Annotated in this window: 18 protein-coding genes and 1 pseudogene; all 19 read left to right on the top strand. The window is 49.6% G+C overall.

Going from position 1 to position 16,799, the window contains the following annotated elements; all coding sequences use genetic code 11:
• The 19 genes and pseudogenes from rplO to QM529_01875 all read left to right on the top strand — a co-directional run bounded on the left by rplO (nucleotide 1) and on the right by QM529_01875 (nucleotide 16,628).
• Nucleotides 1-516, top strand: coding sequence for a 50S ribosomal protein L15 (gene rplO, locus QM529_01965; GenBank protein ID MDI9313429.1), 516 nt, complete (start codon nucleotides 1-3; stop codon nucleotides 514-516).
• Between the two features lie 28 nt (nucleotides 517-544).
• Nucleotides 545-1,909, top strand: a complete 1,365-nt coding sequence (gene secY / locus QM529_01960; GenBank protein MDI9313428.1) for a preprotein translocase subunit SecY — start codon at nucleotides 545-547, stop codon at nucleotides 1,907-1,909.
• A gap of 12 nt (nucleotides 1,910-1,921) precedes the next feature.
• Entirely contained in the window at nucleotides 1,922-2,500 is a 579-nt protein-coding gene (locus QM529_01955; GenBank protein ID MDI9313427.1) for an adenylate kinase, read from the top strand.
• Between the two features lie 152 nt (nucleotides 2,501-2,652).
• Nucleotides 2,653-3,033, top strand: coding sequence for a 30S ribosomal protein S13 (rpsM, locus tag QM529_01950; protein MDI9313426.1), 381 nt, complete (start codon nucleotides 2,653-2,655; stop codon nucleotides 3,031-3,033).
• A 22-nt stretch (nucleotides 3,034-3,055) separates the two neighbouring features.
• The gene (gene rpsK / locus QM529_01945; protein MDI9313425.1) at nucleotides 3,056-3,439 is read left to right on the top strand and encodes a 30S ribosomal protein S11; all 384 of its coding nucleotides are present in this window, start codon (nucleotides 3,056-3,058) and stop codon (nucleotides 3,437-3,439) included.
• A 235-nt stretch (nucleotides 3,440-3,674) separates the two neighbouring features.
• Entirely contained in the window at nucleotides 3,675-4,694 is a 1,020-nt protein-coding gene (locus QM529_01940; protein ID MDI9313424.1) for a DNA-directed RNA polymerase subunit alpha, read from the top strand.
• A gap of 164 nt (nucleotides 4,695-4,858) precedes the next feature.
• A pseudogene (rplQ, locus tag QM529_01935) lies at nucleotides 4,859-5,212 on the top strand (50S ribosomal protein L17).
• A 282-nt stretch (nucleotides 5,213-5,494) separates the two neighbouring features.
• Nucleotides 5,495-6,172 carry a riboflavin synthase gene (locus tag QM529_01930; protein MDI9313423.1) on the top strand — a complete coding sequence of 226 codons (678 nt, stop codon included), beginning with the start codon at nucleotides 5,495-5,497 and terminating at the stop codon, nucleotides 6,170-6,172.
• Nucleotides 6,173-6,184: 12 nt separating this feature from the next.
• Nucleotides 6,185-6,682, top strand: a complete 498-nt coding sequence (gene ribH / locus QM529_01925) for a 6,7-dimethyl-8-ribityllumazine synthase (protein MDI9313422.1) — start codon at nucleotides 6,185-6,187, stop codon at nucleotides 6,680-6,682.
• 34 nt (nucleotides 6,683-6,716) lie between these two features.
• Nucleotides 6,717-7,280, top strand: coding sequence for a transcription antitermination factor NusB (locus QM529_01920; protein MDI9313421.1), 564 nt, complete (start codon nucleotides 6,717-6,719; stop codon nucleotides 7,278-7,280).
• 28 nt (nucleotides 7,281-7,308) lie between these two features.
• Nucleotides 7,309-8,016 (top strand): ATP-binding cassette domain-containing protein, encoded by a 708-nt coding sequence (locus QM529_01915; protein ID MDI9313420.1) that lies wholly within the window; start codon nucleotides 7,309-7,311, stop codon nucleotides 8,014-8,016.
• A 3-nt stretch (nucleotides 8,017-8,019) separates the two neighbouring features.
• Nucleotides 8,020-8,688 (top strand): hypothetical protein, encoded by a 669-nt coding sequence (locus QM529_01910; protein MDI9313419.1) that lies wholly within the window; start codon nucleotides 8,020-8,022, stop codon nucleotides 8,686-8,688.
• A gap of 12 nt (nucleotides 8,689-8,700) precedes the next feature.
• Entirely contained in the window at nucleotides 8,701-9,414 is a 714-nt protein-coding gene (ccmC, locus tag QM529_01905; GenBank protein ID MDI9313418.1) for a heme ABC transporter permease CcmC, read from the top strand.
• A gap of 115 nt (nucleotides 9,415-9,529) precedes the next feature.
• Entirely contained in the window at nucleotides 9,530-10,048 is a 519-nt protein-coding gene (gene ccmE / locus QM529_01900; protein MDI9313417.1) for a cytochrome c maturation protein CcmE, read from the top strand.
• Nucleotides 10,042-12,075, top strand: coding sequence for a cytochrome c-type biogenesis CcmF C-terminal domain-containing protein (locus tag QM529_01895; protein ID MDI9313416.1), 2,034 nt, complete (start codon nucleotides 10,042-10,044; stop codon nucleotides 12,073-12,075). The genes ccmE and QM529_01895 overlap by 7 nt, the downstream gene beginning before the upstream one ends.
• The gene (gene ispF / locus QM529_01890; protein MDI9313415.1) at nucleotides 12,072-13,331 is read left to right on the top strand and encodes a 2-C-methyl-D-erythritol 2,4-cyclodiphosphate synthase; all 1,260 of its coding nucleotides are present in this window, start codon (nucleotides 12,072-12,074) and stop codon (nucleotides 13,329-13,331) included. Before QM529_01895 ends, ispF begins: the two co-directional genes overlap by 4 nt.
• A gap of 61 nt (nucleotides 13,332-13,392) precedes the next feature.
• Nucleotides 13,393-14,007: a phosphatidylglycerophosphatase A gene (locus QM529_01885; GenBank protein MDI9313414.1), complete on the top strand. Its 615-nt coding sequence runs from the start codon at nucleotides 13,393-13,395 to the stop codon at nucleotides 14,005-14,007.
• 157 nt (nucleotides 14,008-14,164) lie between these two features.
• The gene (locus tag QM529_01880) at nucleotides 14,165-15,181 is read left to right on the top strand and encodes an aspartate carbamoyltransferase catalytic subunit (GenBank protein ID MDI9313413.1); all 1,017 of its coding nucleotides are present in this window, start codon (nucleotides 14,165-14,167) and stop codon (nucleotides 15,179-15,181) included.
• Between the two features lie 19 nt (nucleotides 15,182-15,200).
• Nucleotides 15,201-16,628, top strand: a complete 1,428-nt coding sequence (locus QM529_01875) for a dihydroorotase (GenBank protein ID MDI9313412.1) — start codon at nucleotides 15,201-15,203, stop codon at nucleotides 16,626-16,628.
• The last annotated feature ends 171 nt before the right edge of the window (nucleotides 16,629-16,799 follow it).

Genomic DNA, 16,799 nt, shown 5'->3' with positions numbered 1-16,799 from the left:
ATGCGCATCGGTCGTGGCATTGGCTCGGGCAAGGGCAAAACCGGTGGCCGTGGTGGTAAGGGGCAAACCGCCCGTAGCGGCGTGCGGATAAAAGGTTTTGAGGGCGGTCAAACACCGCTTTATCGTCGTTTGCCAAAACGCGGTTTTAAAAACCACACGCGGTTGCAATTGGTTACCATGCCACTTGGCCGTATCGAAAAATTCATCAACGAAAAAAAATTATCGGCTGATAATATCAGCGAGGAAACATTAATCGCCGCTGGCGTTATCAAAAAAACCAAGGATGGCGTGCGGTTGGTCGCGGGCAAGGGCGAATGGAAAACCAAGGCGACATTTAACGTGCATGGCGCGTCATCGGGTGCGGAAAAATTAATCACCTCGGCAGGCGGCAGTCTGACGATATTTAAAAAGGAAGCACCAAAGAAAATTGGCAAACGCGGTCAACGACGGATTGATTCGGTGAAAAAACGCGAGGCACGCAATGCAGGCATTGCAAAAACGGCGAAAGCCTCTTAGAATTGTCTCTGGATAGTTATGAATAGGCATGACCAGCGCACAACAATTTGCTAAAAACTTTGCTAATGGCGGCGGCGGCTTCGCCAAGGCCACCGAATTAAAACAACGCATCCTTTTCACCCTCGGGGCATTGTTGGTATATCGCTTGGGATCGCACATCCCATTGCCGGGGATAGACGCCGGCGCGCTCGAAAGATTATTTAACCAACAGGGCAAGGGCATCTTGGGCATGTTCGATGTTTTTTCGGGTGGCTCGCTCAGCCGCATGACGATATTCGCCCTCAGCATCATGCCCTATATTTCGGCCTCGATTATCATGCAATTATTGTCGGCCACCATCCCCAGCTTGGAAAAATTAAAGAAGGAGGGCGGGGCCGGCTACCAACGAATTTTACAATACACACGGCAATTGACCGTGGTGTTGGCCTTGTTCCAGGCCTATGGCGTGTCGCTTGGCCTGTCATCGGCCGATGGCATTGTTGTCAACCCCGGGATTCTTTTCATGGTAACCTCGGTGATAACCCTGACGTCGGGCACGATGTTTTTGATGTGGCTGTCGGAACAAATAACCCAACGCGGCGTGGGCCAGGGGGCATCGGTGCTTATTTTTGCTGGCATTTTGGCCAACCTGCCGCTAGCGATCGTTCAGGTGTTGGAATTGGGGCGCAGTGGTGCCCTCAGCGTGTTCCTTATCGTTGCGGTGTTTTTGCTGATGATAGTCATGATTGCCTTCATCGTTTTTATGGAACGGGCGCAACGTCGCGTGGTGGTCAATTACCCCAAACGCCAGGTTGGTTTGAACCGCATGGCGGGGGGCGAGGCCAGCCATATCCCGATAAAAATTAACGTGTCGGGCGTTATTCCGCCGATATTTGCCTCTGCCCTGCTGTTGTTGCCGACCACCATTTTGGGGTTTTTGGGCCAGGCGGGGAACGATGCCGCATGGTTGCAATGGTTGAACACATTTTTGGGGCGCGGCGCATTGGGGCATAATATTTTCTACGCCGCCTTGATTATTTTCTTCGCCTTTTTTTACACCGCGGTGGTTTTTAACGCCAACGAAACGGCTGATAATTTGCGAAAGCAAGGCGGCATCGTGCTTGGCCATCGCCCGGGAGAGGACACCGCGAAATACTTCGATTATATTTTGTCGCGTTTGACCGTGGTTGGCGCATTGTATTTGGTGGTGGTTTGTTTATTGCCAGAAATTTTAATTTCAAAATATTCCTTGCCGTTTTATTTGGGCGGCACGTCGATTTTGATTGTGGTCAGCGTGACGATGGATACCATCACGCAGGTCCAGGGGCATCTGTTCGCCCATCAATATGAAAATCTGCTGAAGAAGGCGCGTATGAGCGGCAATAACTTCGGTAATATAAACCTCCCAAGATAGTAATAGATAGCAATGATACTTATTTTGTTCGGCCCGCCAGGCGCGGGAAAGGGGACGCAAAGCCAATTCTTGCAACGAGAATTTGGCTTCGTGCATCTTTCGACCGGTGACATGTTGCGCCAAGCGGTCAAGGACAAAACGCCCTTGGGGCAAAAGGCCGAAAGCATTATGGCCGCTGGCAAATTGGTTGATGACGAAACCATGCTGGGGATTATCAAGGAAAAATTACAATCGATGGATGATAAAAATATCATCCTCGATGGCTTCCCCCGCACCATGAAGCAGGCGACGGGGTTGGCGGAAATGCTCGCCGCAATGAATAAAAAAATCGACAGGGTGATAGAATTGCGGGTCGACGATGCGGCGTTGGTAACGCGCTTAGAAAATCGTATTAAGAACAGCGGCGCGGCGGTGCGCGCCGATGACACGCCCGAAACATTAATGAAACGTCTAAAAATCTACCACGCCGATACCGCACCACTTATCCCATTTTACCAAGCAAGCGGCCTCTTGGTCTCGCTCGACGGTATGCAACCGCTGGCGCAGGTATCGCAAGCCATAAAACAAGATATCGAAAAGTTATTAAGATAAAAATGCACCATCAATGCAAATTACCAACCGATAAGATAAGATAGCACTTGACGAAACAGGTTTTTTTCTATATGCACTTAGATGAATAGAACTGACGAATTTTAACATTGTAATTAATTTTATGAACGAATTTTTAAGGAAAATATAATATCATGGCACGTATCGCAGGGGTAAATATCCCCACTCAAAAAAGATTGGTTATATCGCTTCGCTATATTTATGGCATTGGGCCAATCAACGCGCGCGAAATTTGTGCCAAATGCGGGCTGGATGAAAGCCGCCGCGTTAAGGATTTGACCGAAGAAGAAATTATCAAAATTCGCGAATGTATCGACAGCGATTACCAGGTGGAGGGCGACCTGCGCCGTGAAATTTCGATGAACGTAAAACGCCTGATGGATTTGGGTTGCTATCGCGGCCTGCGCCACCGGAAGGGGTTGCCGACCCGCGGCCAACGCACCCGCACCAACGCCCACACGCGCAAGGGGCGCGGCGCACCTATCGCGGGTAAAAAACAAGCTACCAAAAAATAATTAAGAAAAGGCAGATAACACCATGGCCGTTGCTGGAAAAAAGAAAAAAGAGAAGAAAAATGTGCCCGATGCCGTGGCGCATATCCATTCGACATTTAACAACACGATGATAACCATCACCGATAAAAAAGGTGATACCTTGGCCTGGTCGACCGCTGGCAAAAAGGGTTTTTCGGGTAGCAAGAAATCGACGCCCTATGCCGCGCAAATTGCCGCCGAGGATGTGGCATCGGCCATCAAGGATTTTGGTGTAAAAAATATCGAGGTTAATATCAAAGGCCCTGGTTCGGGGCGGGAGGCCGCGGTGCGCGCTCTCGCATCGCTCGGGTTTGTTATCACCAGTATTCGCGATGTCACGCCTTTGCCGCACAATGGGTGCCGGCCAAGAAAGAGACGGCGGGTCTAAACGACAAGCTGAAAAAGACGGCGGGTTAAATAACCCGCTGGAAAAAACAGCGGGTTTAATAGCCAAGCAGGGAAGGGGATTTTTAAAAATCTTTTCCCCGCGAATAATCATAGAGGTCACGGCTTATTAGCTAATAATAAGATGGTTTCTATGTCGGGTTTAAGGGTTATCACCGATTGGATGGGTGGTAATAAAAAAACCTGCGTTACAAATGACTTTAAGAAAGGTTACCACCATGGCCATTGACACAAAAAATTGGCAAAGCTTACAAAAACCCAACGAGGTTAAGGTTGACAAAAGAGACAACCACGCCACCATCATCATCGAACCTTTAGAACGCGGCTTTGGCTTGACCATCGGCAATGCCTTGCGTCGGGTGTTGTTATCATCGCTCCAAGGGGCGGCGGTTACCGCGATTCAAATCGAAGGCGTGCTTCATGAATTTTCCACCATCACCGGCGTGCGCGAAGACGTAACCGACATGGTGTTGAACATCAAGGGCTTGGCCCTGATGTCGCGCAGTGGGGCGTCTAAAAAAATGACCCTCAATGTTAAGGGGCCAAAATTGGTCACCGCGGCCGACATCGACACCGGTGGCGATATCGAAATCAAAAACCCCGACCATGTGATTTGTTCGTTGGATAAGGGCGCGACCCTGAAGGTTGATTTTTTTGTCAACACCGGTAAGGGTTATGTGCCGGCCAGCCAAAATCGGCCAGAAAATTCCTCGATTGGTTTGATTCCGGTCGACGCGATTTTCTCACCGGTAACGCGCGTCAGCTACAAAGTTGACAATGCGCGGGTTGGGCAACGCACCGATTTTGACAAATTAACATTGCAAATCGAAACCAACGGCACGGTCGACCCCGAGGACGCGGTCGCCCTGTCGGCAAAAATTTTGCAAGACCAAATGGGCGTGTTTGTCAATTTTGACGAACCACGCGCCGCCGAGCCACGCGAAAAAATGAAGGACGAAATTTCCTTCAACCTCAATCTGTTTAAAAAGGTTGATGATTTGGAACTTTCGGTTCGCGCGCAAAATTGTTTGAAAAACGATAACATTATGTATATCGGCGATTTGGTGCAAAAATCCGAACAGGACATGTTGCGCACCCCGAACTTTGGCCGCAAATCCTTGAATGAAATCAAGGAAATGCTGGTGCAAATGGGCCTGGGCTTTGGCATGGAAGTGCCAAACTGGCCGGCGCCAGATGGCGTTGAAGAATTGGCAAAAAAACTCGAGGAGAAATATTAATTCTCCCCCTGTTTATTTGACCATAAACCTCGCATCAACAGTGGTTCTTAAAAAACATTTTTAAAATATTTTTTTTGTAACGATTGATGTTATCAAAACGCAATGTTGTCGCAAACAACATTGCAATGACATGATTAGAAATAATCAGAAAGAAGGAAAAAAACATGAGACACAAAAAATTGGGGCGGCGTTTACACCGCTCGTCATCGCATCGGCAATCGTTGTTAAAAACATTGTCAAAGCAATTGATTCAATATGAGCAAATCAAAACCACCTTGCCCAAGGCGAAGGAGTTGAAACGCTATATCGATAAAATTATTACCTTGGGGAAAAAGGGTGGGTTGCACCGCCGACGTGCGGCCTTTGGCCTGTTGCGCGATGAAACCTTGGTCAACAAATTGTTCGATGTGTTGGCGAAACGATATAAAACACGCGCCGGCGGTTACACGCGGCTGATAAAGGCCGGCTTTCGCCATGGCGACAGCGCGCCGATGGCGATTATCGAATTTATCGACCGCGACCCCGCCGCCAAACCAAAAGGGCCAAAAATGGTGAAGGGCGATGATGCATCGGCTGAAAACGCAACCGACGGCACGGCGACCAAACCGATAGATGATAAAAAATCATCAACCAAAAACTTGGCGGCGCAAAAAGATTTGGGCGGACAACAACAGGTCAAGGGCATGAAAACTGCCCCCAGCATGAAACGCACCATCGCCCCGGGCGGCGGCAACAAATCGGGTTAAGCCCTTATTAACTGATGGTTGCTATTGGGATAGGTTATCGGTTAATAATCCATTATGTTTACTGGTCTTATTCAGGCGCGCGGCATGGTTGTCGAGCGTCAAGCGGCGGGCGATGGCCTGACATTAGTGATTGACGGCGGTGCCGATTTTTTGGCGCAGGTTGCGCATGGTGGCCAGCCTGGCGCGGCGCAGAACCATGAAAAAAAACATCAAAAACCACTTGGTGACTCGGTCGCGGTGAATGGCGTGTGTTTGACCATCGCCGAATGGCGCGGCGACGCGATGGTTTTCCACTTATCGCGCGAAACATTAAACCGCACCACCGCTGGCGATTGGCAAAAAAATCAATCGGTTAATTTGGAATCGTCGCTCCGCATGGGCGACGAATTGGGCGGGCATTTTGTGTTTGGCCATGTCGACGGCGTGGGCGAGGTGGCGGGTTTGGAAAAATCCGCAACGCCGGGCGCGGCAACGTGGCAATTGACCATTCGCCTGCCATCAACCATGGCGGCGATGATGGCGGAAAAAGGTTCGGTCGCTATCGACGGCTGTTCCCTGACGGTCAACGAGGTTGCGGGGGGCGTGCGCGGCGACACCATCGCCATTACCCTTATCCCCCATACCATCAACCACACGATAGCCGAATTTTACAAATTGGGGCAAAAAGTTAATATAGAAATTGATATGCTTATGCGCTATGTCATGAGGGCGATGATAGCCAAACAAGAATAGCATAGAATAATCATGAAACAAGATAAGCACGATTCACCATTTACCGTGGGCGAGGTCGAGATAATTAAAAAAGCCAACCTGAAGGTTGCGTTGGTCATTGCCGATTTTTATAAGGATATTACCGATGAGTTGACAAGGGGCGCGATGCTGGCCTTGAACAACTTGGCCGGTTTTGGCCTGACGGGTGATATATTTCGCTTGATGGGGGCGTTGGAAATTCCATCGGCGATTGCGCAATTGGATAGCAAGCCGGATAATAAATACGATATTTATATCGCGCTGGGGGCGGTGGTGCGCGGCGAAACCAGCCATTATGATGTGGTGGCGAACCTGTCGGCACAGGGGTTGATGGAGTTGGGAATCTATAAAAAAATAATTATCGGCAATGGCATTTTGACGGTGGATACCATCGAACAGGCGTGGGCACGCGCCGATATGACAAGCGGCAATAAGGGCGGGTTCGCTGTCCAGGCCGCGCTTCGCCTGTGGCTGGCCAGCAATAACCAGTAAGCCAAATAATAAGCGAACAAGATAATTAAAAAAAATGAGCAACGATAACCACCAGTCAAAAAATACGGCGCAGGCAACAATTGGCGTAACCCCAAATGTAACCTCGTCCGCGAACCATGGTAATGTTGGCACCGGTGGCGCGGGTAAAATGACCGAGCGGTTATTGGCGGTGCAGGTGCTGTATGGCATTGCCATGAACCCCGGGCGGATTAACAATAATATCGTCGATAGTTTGGCCGGCATAAAAAAAATCATGGGGGAGGAATTGGCTATCGGCAGTGGCGGCGGCGATAAGAACAAACATAGTTTGTTGTTGGTCGAAACCTATCAACAACAACGCAACCTTATCATCGACCGCGTGATTGATTGTTTGGCGGGTGGCGAGGAAAAATGGCAAACCTTAGAAACAATATTGCAAATTATTTTATGCTTGGGGACAGCCGAATTGATGATAAAAAAACAACCGCCGGCGGTTGTTATTTCATCGTGGGTCGAGGTGACAAAATCCTACTTCGCCGACCAATCGCCAAAACTTATCCACGCCGTGCTCGACCGCATCAATAAAAAAAATCCGCCAAGCGCGACGGCAGCATCTTAAATTTCGAATAGTGACAGAAGGCTTTGCCATGGCAAAAACCCATGTTTTTTGCTATGGTTTTTTTATGTTGGTCGCGCAAAAACTATCCTTCGCCCGTGGGCGGGTTATGATATTTTCCAATTTTTCTTGCAAGCTAAAAGACGGCGATGTCTTGTGGTTGGTGGGCGACAATGGCGCGGGTAAAACAACCTTGCTTAAAACATTGCTCGGCCGGTTGCCGGCGACCGGCGGCGATGTTACCTGGCAAAATAAAAAAAACAGCTATCGGCCGGGTGATGAAGAATATCAATCGGCCTGTTTTTACCTTGGCCACAAACATGGCGGTGCCGCCAATATGCAGGGCGATATCACGGTTGATGCTTTTTTGCGTTTTAGTAAAAAATTATGGCGTGGGGTTGCGCCGGTGGAGGATGTGGCGAAGACATTGCAATTGCACCCGCACCTAAGCAAAAAAATAAAGGAATTATCATCCGGCATGCAAAAGAAATTGCAATTGGCCGCCATGTTGTGGGCGGGACAGCAAGAACCAACGCACGGGCAAAAAAAAATATGGTTGTTGGACGAACCCTTCACCGCGCTTGACGATAAAACCAAAAAATGGTTGTGGCAATGGTTGGCGGCGCGGGCGCGACGCGGCGACAATATTATTTTCACCAGCCACGATAACCTTATGGGCAACCATGGCGCGGCCATCACCGGCGCGATCCACAAAAAAATAAAAAAAATATATTTATAAACCATGCGCGATTTTATTATTTTTTTTCGGCGGGAGGCAAGCCTATGCTCAACCAATTTTTATTATTACCTCCTGCCGTTATTTTTATGGCTGACCGGTTTTTTTGTCTTGCGGTTGGCCTTGCCCGATGTAACATTGTCGGGCGGTAACGCCGACCATGATTTTATTTTTATTTTATTATGGTTTTTGTTTTTGTTATTTTTTTCGCTATGCACCATGGGCGGCGCACTTTATCAATCTGACATGGCGCAAGACCTCGCCGTGGATATTATTTTATCCGGCCGGTCGCTGTTGGCATTTGTCTATGCCAAGGTCGCGGGCCTGCTGGTTTTTTCGGGCTTGCCGCTATGGCTGATGAGCATCCTCGCCCTGGGGGCGATGGGCGCGGCGCAAAATACCATTGAAATTTTTTGTTACGGCGGGTTATTGTTTTTGGCGCATCTTTGTTTGCTGATTAATTTTTTAGCCAGCCTGTCGAGTTGGGGGCGCGGGGTTGGTTTTTTTATGGTAATTATTATTTTGCCCTTGGCGATTCCTTGTTTTATTTTTGTCTTGGTGATGTTGACCAGCGGCAATTTACAGCCGGCGATATTTTTTCAATTGGCCTATTTTATTTTGTGCTTTTCGTTCTTGCCAATGGCGTCAGCATTTATTATTAAGCAGGAGGGCTAGGTATCCCGTATCATGAAACATTTTTTTTCTTTCCTGCCGCATCGCCCGCAACAAATTATCACCCTCAGCGCGCAAATCATGCCGTGGGTTGCGGCCGCGACCGCGGTGCTGTTCGCCATGGCGCTATATCGTGGCGTTAACAGCCCGCCCGATTACCTGCAAGGCGAATTGGTAAAAATAATGTTCATCCATGTGCCGGCGGCTTATCTTGCCAGTTTATGCTATGCCGGCCTTGCGGTTTTTTCCTTTGTTTTTTTGGTGTGGCGTCACCCCATGGCGGCGGTTATGGCGCGCGCCGTGGCGCCGGTTGGGTTGTTGTTTACCATCATCTGCCTTATCACCGGCAGTTTATGGGGGCGGCCGACGTGGGGCACGTTTTGGGTGTGGGACGCACGTTTGACATCGGTCTTTATTTTGTTTTTGTTGTATGTCGGACAGATGTTGTTGGCGGCCGAAATCGCGGATTACCGCGCGGCGGCGATGGTGGCGGTGGTTGGCGGTATCAACCTGCCGATTATAAAATTTTCGGTGGTGTGGTGGCAGACCTTGCACCAGGGGTCAAGTTTGCTCCGTGCCGATGGCCCATCGGTCGCGCCGGCAATTTTGTCGCCGTTGTTATGGAGCATGGCCGGGTTCACCCTGCTCGCCCTGTTATTTTTTTTATGGCGGCTGAATGGTTTGCTGTATAAAAAAATGACCGACAATCATTATTTGGGGGGCGCGTAGCGATGTTTTATATTATCACCGCCTATGGCGTGGCGTTGTTATTGTTGCTGGTTTGCGGCGGCGGATTTTTTTATCAATACCGCCGCGCCAAAAAAAATTATCAGAAAATAAAAAAATGAAAATAAAACATCGCCGGATATATTTTATTTTGTTTTTGCTGGTCATGGTGGGGCTGGCGGTTGGCCTGACCCTTTATGGTTTGCGCGACGGGGTTTCTTATTTTTACAGCCCGACCGATGTAAAAATGGGCAAGGCCGACAAGGTGCGCATTTTCCGTCTCGGCGGCGTGGTCAAAAATAATTCGGCGAAGAAAAACAGCGGGGGCATTGATTTTGTCGTTACCGATTTTGTCAATGAGATGGCGGTTAGCTATCACGGCCTGCCACCGAGTTTGTTTCGCGAAAATTCTGGCGTTATTGCCACCGGCCATTTGGTGAAGGGGGACGACGGCACAACAATATTTGTCGCCAATGAAATCCTTGCCAAGCACGACGAAAATTATATGCCGCCCGAGGTGGTGAAGAAATTGAAAGAATCTGGCGAATGGCGCGATGATGGAACAGGTAATAATAGCGGGCAAGGCCAGCTTAATAACAACGATAAAAAAAATAGCGGTGGGGAGGTAACATGGTAGCATCCTTCGGCGAATTGGCGGTGTGGTTGGCATGGTTGATAAGCGGCGTTGCCATGGTGGTGGGTTATAGCGTGCCGGGCGATGGGGTGCGCGGCAAACGTAACCGCGCCATCCATCGCGCAGAATTTTTATGGTCGTTCCTTTGGTCATTGAGCATCGCCAGTTTTGCTCTTATTGTTTTTGCTTTTTGTTCGTTGGTTTATGTTTTTTTGGTCAGCGATTTTTCGGTGTGGTTGGTGATGAGAAATTCTCACCAATATTTGCCATGGTATTACAAAATGGGGGCGGCGTGGGGCAACCACGAGGGGTCGATGTTGTTGTGGGTTTTGGTGTTGTCGCTCCTGGCGGCGGCGTTGTGGTGGCTGACGAATCGCGAATTGACGCAAACCATCGTGGGCGATAAAAAAAATTTTCGGGTTGATATTGCCCGATTTGCGAACCTCTCGCCAACCATTGCCCGCGCCGTCGCGACACAGCAATTGATGGTGTTTTTGTTTTCGGCTTACATGCTGTTTACCTCCAACCCGTTTTTGCGCCTGGATATGCCTGCGAATAGTTCGGGCGACGCGGCGGCGAAGGGGATGGACCTCAACCCCTTGCTTCAAGACCCCGGGTTGATTTTTCACCCGCCGACTTTGTATGGCGGGTTTGTCGGCCTGTCGGCAATTTTTTCCATCGCGGTCGGCATGATGTTGAATGGGCGGAGGGTGCAAATAACACCGCCTGCCTTGGTGCGGCTGTGGCGATTTTTTATTCTGTTGGCCTTCGTGTTTTTAACCGCTGGGATTGTCGGCGGTTCCTTTTGGGCCTATTACGAATTGGGGTGGGGTGGATTTTGGTTTTGGGACCCGGTCGAAAACATCAGCCTGATACCATGGTTGTTGTCGGTCGCGTTGCTTCACGCCATTATGGTTTATGGCAAAACCGGCCAGTTGAAAATGTCTTGCCTGTTGCTGTCGATATTAACTTTTTCCACCAGCCTGGTTGGCACGTTTTTGGTGCGGTCGGGGTTGATAACCTCGGTTCATAGTTTTGCCAACGACCCAAGCCGTGGAATTTTCATGTTGCTGGTGGTTGGGTTTTTGGTGACCGCGGGCTTAATTATCTGGTTGCGTTATTATTATCGGTTTTCGGCGGACGCGCCCGCGATGAATCTTTTTAGTCGGCACGGCTTGTTGGTGATTAACAATATGATTTTTTACATCATCGCCGGTATTATTTTTTTGGGGCTGATTTATCCCTTGTGCCTGGCGGTTATCATCGGCGAACAAATCGCCGTCGGTGCACCGTTTTTTAACATCACGGTCTTGCCATTTTTTGGTTTGCTCGGGTTGCTATTGGCGGCGGGTTTTTTCTTGCCCGACAATAATGCGTCAGCCAAAAAAAATATTGCCATCGCCTGGCAACGCACCAAACCATTGTTGATAATCGCGGTTGCGATTGGGTTTTTGGTGGGCGTTACCTATGCCAGTAATTTTTTGATGGTGTGTGGCGGTTTTGCCTTAAGTTGTTGGCTGTTGTTGGTGGCGGGGCGCGACGCGATGGTAAAAATAAAAAATGGCATCACCGCCATGGCGGCACCGCTGGCCCATGCTGGTTTTGGCTTGGTGATAATGGGGGTGGTGGGGACGACCGGGTTAAATACTCACCAAGATTTTTTGGTGCAGGACCAATCGCATTTTTCGTTCAAAGGGCAAGATTTCAAGGTTGATAAAATTTATTTTGAAGCGCGGAAACATTTTAATTCCCTGACGGTGCGGTTGGTCGGGGGTGATATGGTGCTGTTGCCAGAAAAACGAATTTATTTGGTCGGCGGGCAAGAATCTAATGAAGTTGCTATCCATAGTAATTTTTTCGTTAATTATTATGCGGCGATTGGCGAAATTGATAAGGAGAAAAAACAATTGATGATACGTTTTTATTACCAACCATTGGTGATGTTTATTTTCCTCGGCGCGGTGATGATGGCCATGTCGGGCGTGGTCGCAACTTTTCACCGGCGGCGTTATGGGGGGATAAAAAATTGACAACGGAATATCCCACCATCGCCATCATTGTCGCGGCCGGCCGCGGGATAAGGTTCGCGCAACGCGACGCCAGCCACCCGGCAACATCGCGCCGGCCAAAACAATACAGCTGGCTTGATGGCCGGCCATTGCTATGCCATTGCTTGGATATTTTTTTGGCATCGGCGGCGGTCGACGCGGTGGTGGTGGTTATTAACCAGGCCGATAAAAAATTTTATGATGAAGTTGTCGCCTTAAGCAATCACGACAAAAAAATATTACCCTTTGCCATCGGCGGTAACGACCGGCAAGAATCGGTTTATCGCGGGTTGCAGGCGATTGCAAAACATAACCCAGCAAAGGTTTTGATACATGATTCGGCGCGGCCGTTTTTTTCCATCGCCCTATTGGATAATATTTTGCGCGGGTTATCGCCAAAAAAAATGTCAGAGGGATTATCCGGCGCGGTTATTCCGTGCCTGCCGCTGACTGGCGCGCTGAAGGAAGCGGTCGATGATAAAATCATCGCCAGCCACCCACGGCAAAATCGATTCATCGCACAAACGCCGCAAGGCTTCGATTATCAAAAAATTTTATTGGCACACCAACGCCAGGCCGGCCGTGCGCTGGATGATGACGCGGCGGTGTGGCAGGCAACCTACCCCGACGTGCCCGCCACCATGGTGCTGGGCGATAATGCCAATATAAAAATAACGACGCGTGGCGATATGCAATTGATAAAAAATGTTATAGAAGACAACATGCAAAAAAATATCACCATCACGACATTGGGGGTCGACCTGCACCGCTTCACCGACCATGAAGTGCAAGGGGCAAAAATTATGCTGGGTGGTGTGGCGATACCGGCGAAAAAAAATATCGTCGCCCATTCCGACGGCGATGTTGTGCTTCACGCCCTGACCGACGCTATTCTCGGCGCGTTGGGGGCGGGGGATATCGGCGTGCATTTCCCGCCGCAGGATGAACAATGGCGCGGCGTCGCCTCGACGATTTTTGTGGAAAAGGCCATGGCGATGCTACGCGAAAAAAACGCCAGCTTGATTCATGTCGATGTTACCATTTTGTTGGAGGAGCCCCGCGTCAACCCGCATCGCGCGGCGATAGTTGACAGCCTGGCCGCGTTGTTGCACCTGCCGGCTTCATCAATCGGGTTGAAGGTAACGACCACCGAAAAAATGGGGGCGATAGGTGATGGCCAGGGGTTGATGGCGATGGTGCAAACCACGGTCTGCTTCGATAAAAATACTAATGATTAATAAAAAAATACCACCTTTGTTTGCGCTTGCCATGTTGGTGGAAATGGATTAAAGAATTGTCATGAAACGTGCAAAACAAAAAAACAGCAAGTTAAAGCTTGCCAACGCAAAAATGAATAAAGGAGCAAAGTGGTTGGTGGCGTGGGTGGTGGCGACCGGTGGTGGTCTTGGCTACGCGCCGATAGCGTCGGGCACGGTGGTGTCGTTTGCGGTTGCGTTATTGTTTTTTGGCCTGACGATAATAAATCTGTTGTCGCATGAATTATTTTTTATCTGGCTGTTGTGGTTGTTTATTATCATACCATTGGGTTTTTGGGCGACCGAGCATTTTTTGAAAAATCGGAAATTGATTGACAAAAATAACCCGAAAAGAAATGACCCGAGCGAGGTCGTGGTGGATGAAATCATCGGCCAGACGATTGCCCTGTTACCGATTGCTTTTTGCTTTTCCTTCTTAACCCCGATGGTGACCAGCGGGTTGATTGTTGTTTCGTTTTTTCTGTTCCGCCTGTTTGATATTTGGAAACCATCCATCATTGGGCGGGTTGACATGGAAAATAAATTGGCCGCTAGCCCTAAGGGGATAATGGTTATTATGGATGATGTTTATGCCGGCATTGCATCGGCGATTATTTTGCTGTTGGTCATTATCCTGGGCTTTGGTCGTTGGTCATAAATAATTGCCGGTTGCGGGGCCATGAGATTGACCTTGCGATTAGGCCTTTTAAATATCCTTGCGAAAACCCTGTGAAAATACATTCTAAAATACCCCGCGAAAATATCCTTGACATTAACCCGCAAGATTGTTTAACAGGGTAAATGCTATGGCGGTAATGACCGATTCCTATCTTCCCTACCAAGGGCGACATTTATTATCAATTGATGATTTATCCGCCGCCGATATTCATTCTATCATTGCCCGTTCGCTCGATTATTGGCAGGCCAGCCACGAAAGCGACACTAAAAACCAAATCATCGATAAATACCGCGGCAAGAGCCTAATCAATCTTTTTACCGAAAGTTCGACCCGCACCCAAAAATCGTTTGAAATTGCCGGCAAACGATTGGGAATGGATGTGATTAATTTTTCGGTTGAGGGCAGTTCGATAAAAAAGGGTGAAACGATTTTGGATACCGCCTTGACCTTAAGCGCGATGCGACCAGCCCTGTTGGTGGTGCGGAACGCCGAGGCTGGCTCGGCCCATTTGTTGTCGCTGAAGGTTTCCTGCCCTGTCATCAACGCGGGCGATGGGGCGCACGAACACCCGACCCAGGCACTGCTCGACGCCGCGACGATAAGCCTGCAACTTGGGGGTATAGATAAGGGAATGGCGCAATTAAAAAACCTGACGATAGCTATCTGCGGCGATATTTTGCATTCGCGGGTCGCGCGGTCGAATATTATTTTATGGCGAAAATTGGGCGCGCGGGTGCGGGTGATTGCGCCCCTGACCCTTTTGCCCGAACGGGTGGCCGAAATGGGGGTGGAGGTTTTCACCGACATGAATGAGGGGTTAAGCGATGTTGATATTATCATGATGTTGCGCCTGCAAAAGGAGAGAATGAACGGCAGTTTCCTGCCATCGCCCGCCGAATATTATTATTTTTATGGCTTGGATGAAAAAAAATTAGCCCTCGCCAAACCCGGCGCGTTGGTGATGCACCCCGGGCCAATGAACCGCGGGGTCGAAATCGATTCGGCCATCGCCGACATGATGGATAGGTCATTGATAATGTCGCAAGTTGAAATGGGTGTCATGGTGCGGATGGCGGTAATGGATATTTTGTTGAGCGACACAGACGCGCGCGCAAAACAAGCCGCGCCAACCAACCGCACAGGAAAAAAATAATAAATCAGGAACCATGCACATGAAAAAAACCATCATTAAAAATATCCGAAAACTCGGGGGCGAATCCGCCGGCCATGTCGTTATCGACGGTGCGGGTTTCATCGAACAATGGGGGGGCGGTGCCGCGCCCAACATGCCCGATGCGGTGATGATAGACGGCGGCGGGCATGTTATCGCGCCATCGTTTTTTGACATGCGCACCACCATTAATAATTTGAGCGCGGCCGATAGTTTGCAACGTTGGTCGCGGGTGTTGTTTGCCGCCGGCGTGACCCACGCGGTGGTGGTGCCATCGCAAAAAAACTTGCTGGATGATGCCAAATCGGTGCGGGCTTTTCTTTCCTTGACCAATCCTAAAAATGCAAGGGATGGTGATGGCGGCGATTTGCCGGTGGCGAACCTGCATTGTTATGGCGCCATGACGCGCGGCCTGGCCGGCACGCAATTAAGCGAATATGGTTTGATGGGTTTGGCCGGCGCGCTGGGTTTTTGTGATGGCGACCATAATGCCGCGTCGAGCGAGGCGTTTTTGCAAATCCTGCGTTATGCCAAAAATTTTAACGCGCTGATTTTGGCGCACCCCGAGGACCCGTCGCTAAGCAACCAAGATGCGGTGATGACCAGTTCGTTGTTGGCCAGTCGTTTGGGTTTGCCGTCCGCGCCAGCGGTCAGCGAGGCCGTGCAATTGCAACGCGACATCACGCTGGTTGGGTTGGTGGGCGGGCGTTACCACGCCGGGCCAATCACCACGCGCGCCGGGGTCGATATTATTCGCCAAGCAAAAAAACGGGGGCTGGCCATCACGGCCGACACCGCGCCGCATTATTTTACCCTTAATGAAACGGCTATTGGTCATTATTTAACCCATGCGAAATTGTCGCCGCCGCTACGTGGCGAGGATGACCGCCAGGCCGTGGTGGAAGGGATTATCGACGGCACGATTGATATCATTGCGTCCGACCACAAGCCATTGCACGATGATAAAAAACGTCTGCCCTTTGCCTCGGCGGTGGTGGGTATGGCCTCCATCGAAACCATGTTGCCGTTGATGATAACAACGTTGCATCACCAGCATGGCATGGCGTTGGAAAAAATCATCGCGATGGTAACCACCAAACCGCGCGAGTTGTTTGCGGCGGCTTTCGGTGGCAAAAAAAATGGAGAGGATTTGTTGGCGGTTGGTCAGCCAGCCGACATGGTGTTGCTGGATGAGAAAACATTGTGGAAAATAAACAGCGGCGAATTTGTCTCGCCGTCAAAAAATACCCCGTTCGATGGATCTCGGGTGCAGGGCAGGGTAGTGAAAACCATTAAGCAGGGGCGGGTTGTTTTTGACATGGAACTTAGGAAAGAGGAGATTATCAGAGATCCTATGCATGAGGTTATCAGAGATCCTATGGATGAGGTTATCCTCGACCATAAGGTTAGCGTCTACCATCTTTTTTAAAACCCACGACCGCAGGTCAAACCCTGCGTCATTTATATCATTATTTTTAATAAGGTTGAATGGTTATTCAACGTCAGATTGGGTGGTGCTGTAGGTCTTGGCCTTCACCAGGTCGGTTTGACCATCGATATTCATCGCCTGTTTGATGCTGGCGCGGTTGCCATAGGCTTG

Origin of the sequence: Hydrotalea sp. (genome assembly GCA_030054115.1) — a bacterium.
Taxonomy (GTDB): Bacteria; Pseudomonadota; Alphaproteobacteria; order JASGCL01; family JASGCL01; genus JASGCL01.
The sequence above is the reverse complement of the archived record's forward strand: the minus strand, read 5'-3'. Positions and strand labels throughout refer to the sequence as shown.

Bases quoted from the DNA above. Each gene is read 5' to 3' on its own strand.
- rplO (MDI9313429.1), top strand. From the start codon at position 1: ATGCGCATCGGTCGTGGCATTGGCTCGGGCAAGGGCAAAACCGGTGGC.
- secY (MDI9313428.1), top strand. From the start codon at position 545: ATGACCAGCGCACAACAATTTGCTAAAAACTTTGCTAATGGCGGCGGC.
- QM529_01955 (MDI9313427.1), top strand. From the start codon at position 1,922: ATGATACTTATTTTGTTCGGCCCGCCAGGCGCGGGAAAGGGGACGCAA.
- rpsM (MDI9313426.1), top strand. From the start codon at position 2,653: ATGGCACGTATCGCAGGGGTAAATATCCCCACTCAAAAAAGATTGGTT.
- rpsK (MDI9313425.1), top strand. From the start codon at position 3,056: ATGGCCGTTGCTGGAAAAAAGAAAAAAGAGAAGAAAAATGTGCCCGAT.
- QM529_01940 (MDI9313424.1), top strand. From the start codon at position 3,675: ATGGCCATTGACACAAAAAATTGGCAAAGCTTACAAAAACCCAACGAG.
- QM529_01930 (MDI9313423.1), top strand. From the start codon at position 5,495: ATGTTTACTGGTCTTATTCAGGCGCGCGGCATGGTTGTCGAGCGTCAA.
- ribH (MDI9313422.1), top strand. From the start codon at position 6,185: ATGAAACAAGATAAGCACGATTCACCATTTACCGTGGGCGAGGTCGAG.
- QM529_01920 (MDI9313421.1), top strand. From the start codon at position 6,717: ATGAGCAACGATAACCACCAGTCAAAAAATACGGCGCAGGCAACAATT.
- QM529_01915 (MDI9313420.1), top strand. From the start codon at position 7,309: ATGGCAAAAACCCATGTTTTTTGCTATGGTTTTTTTATGTTGGTCGCG.
- QM529_01910 (MDI9313419.1), top strand. From the start codon at position 8,020: ATGCGCGATTTTATTATTTTTTTTCGGCGGGAGGCAAGCCTATGCTCA.
- ccmC (MDI9313418.1), top strand. From the start codon at position 8,701: ATGAAACATTTTTTTTCTTTCCTGCCGCATCGCCCGCAACAAATTATC.
- ccmE (MDI9313417.1), top strand. From the start codon at position 9,530: ATGAAAATAAAACATCGCCGGATATATTTTATTTTGTTTTTGCTGGTC.
- QM529_01895 (MDI9313416.1), top strand. From the start codon at position 10,042: ATGGTAGCATCCTTCGGCGAATTGGCGGTGTGGTTGGCATGGTTGATA.
- QM529_01885 (MDI9313414.1), top strand. From the start codon at position 13,393: ATGAAACGTGCAAAACAAAAAAACAGCAAGTTAAAGCTTGCCAACGCA.
- QM529_01880 (MDI9313413.1), top strand. From the start codon at position 14,165: ATGACCGATTCCTATCTTCCCTACCAAGGGCGACATTTATTATCAATT.
- QM529_01875 (MDI9313412.1), top strand. From the start codon at position 15,201: ATGAAAAAAACCATCATTAAAAATATCCGAAAACTCGGGGGCGAATCC.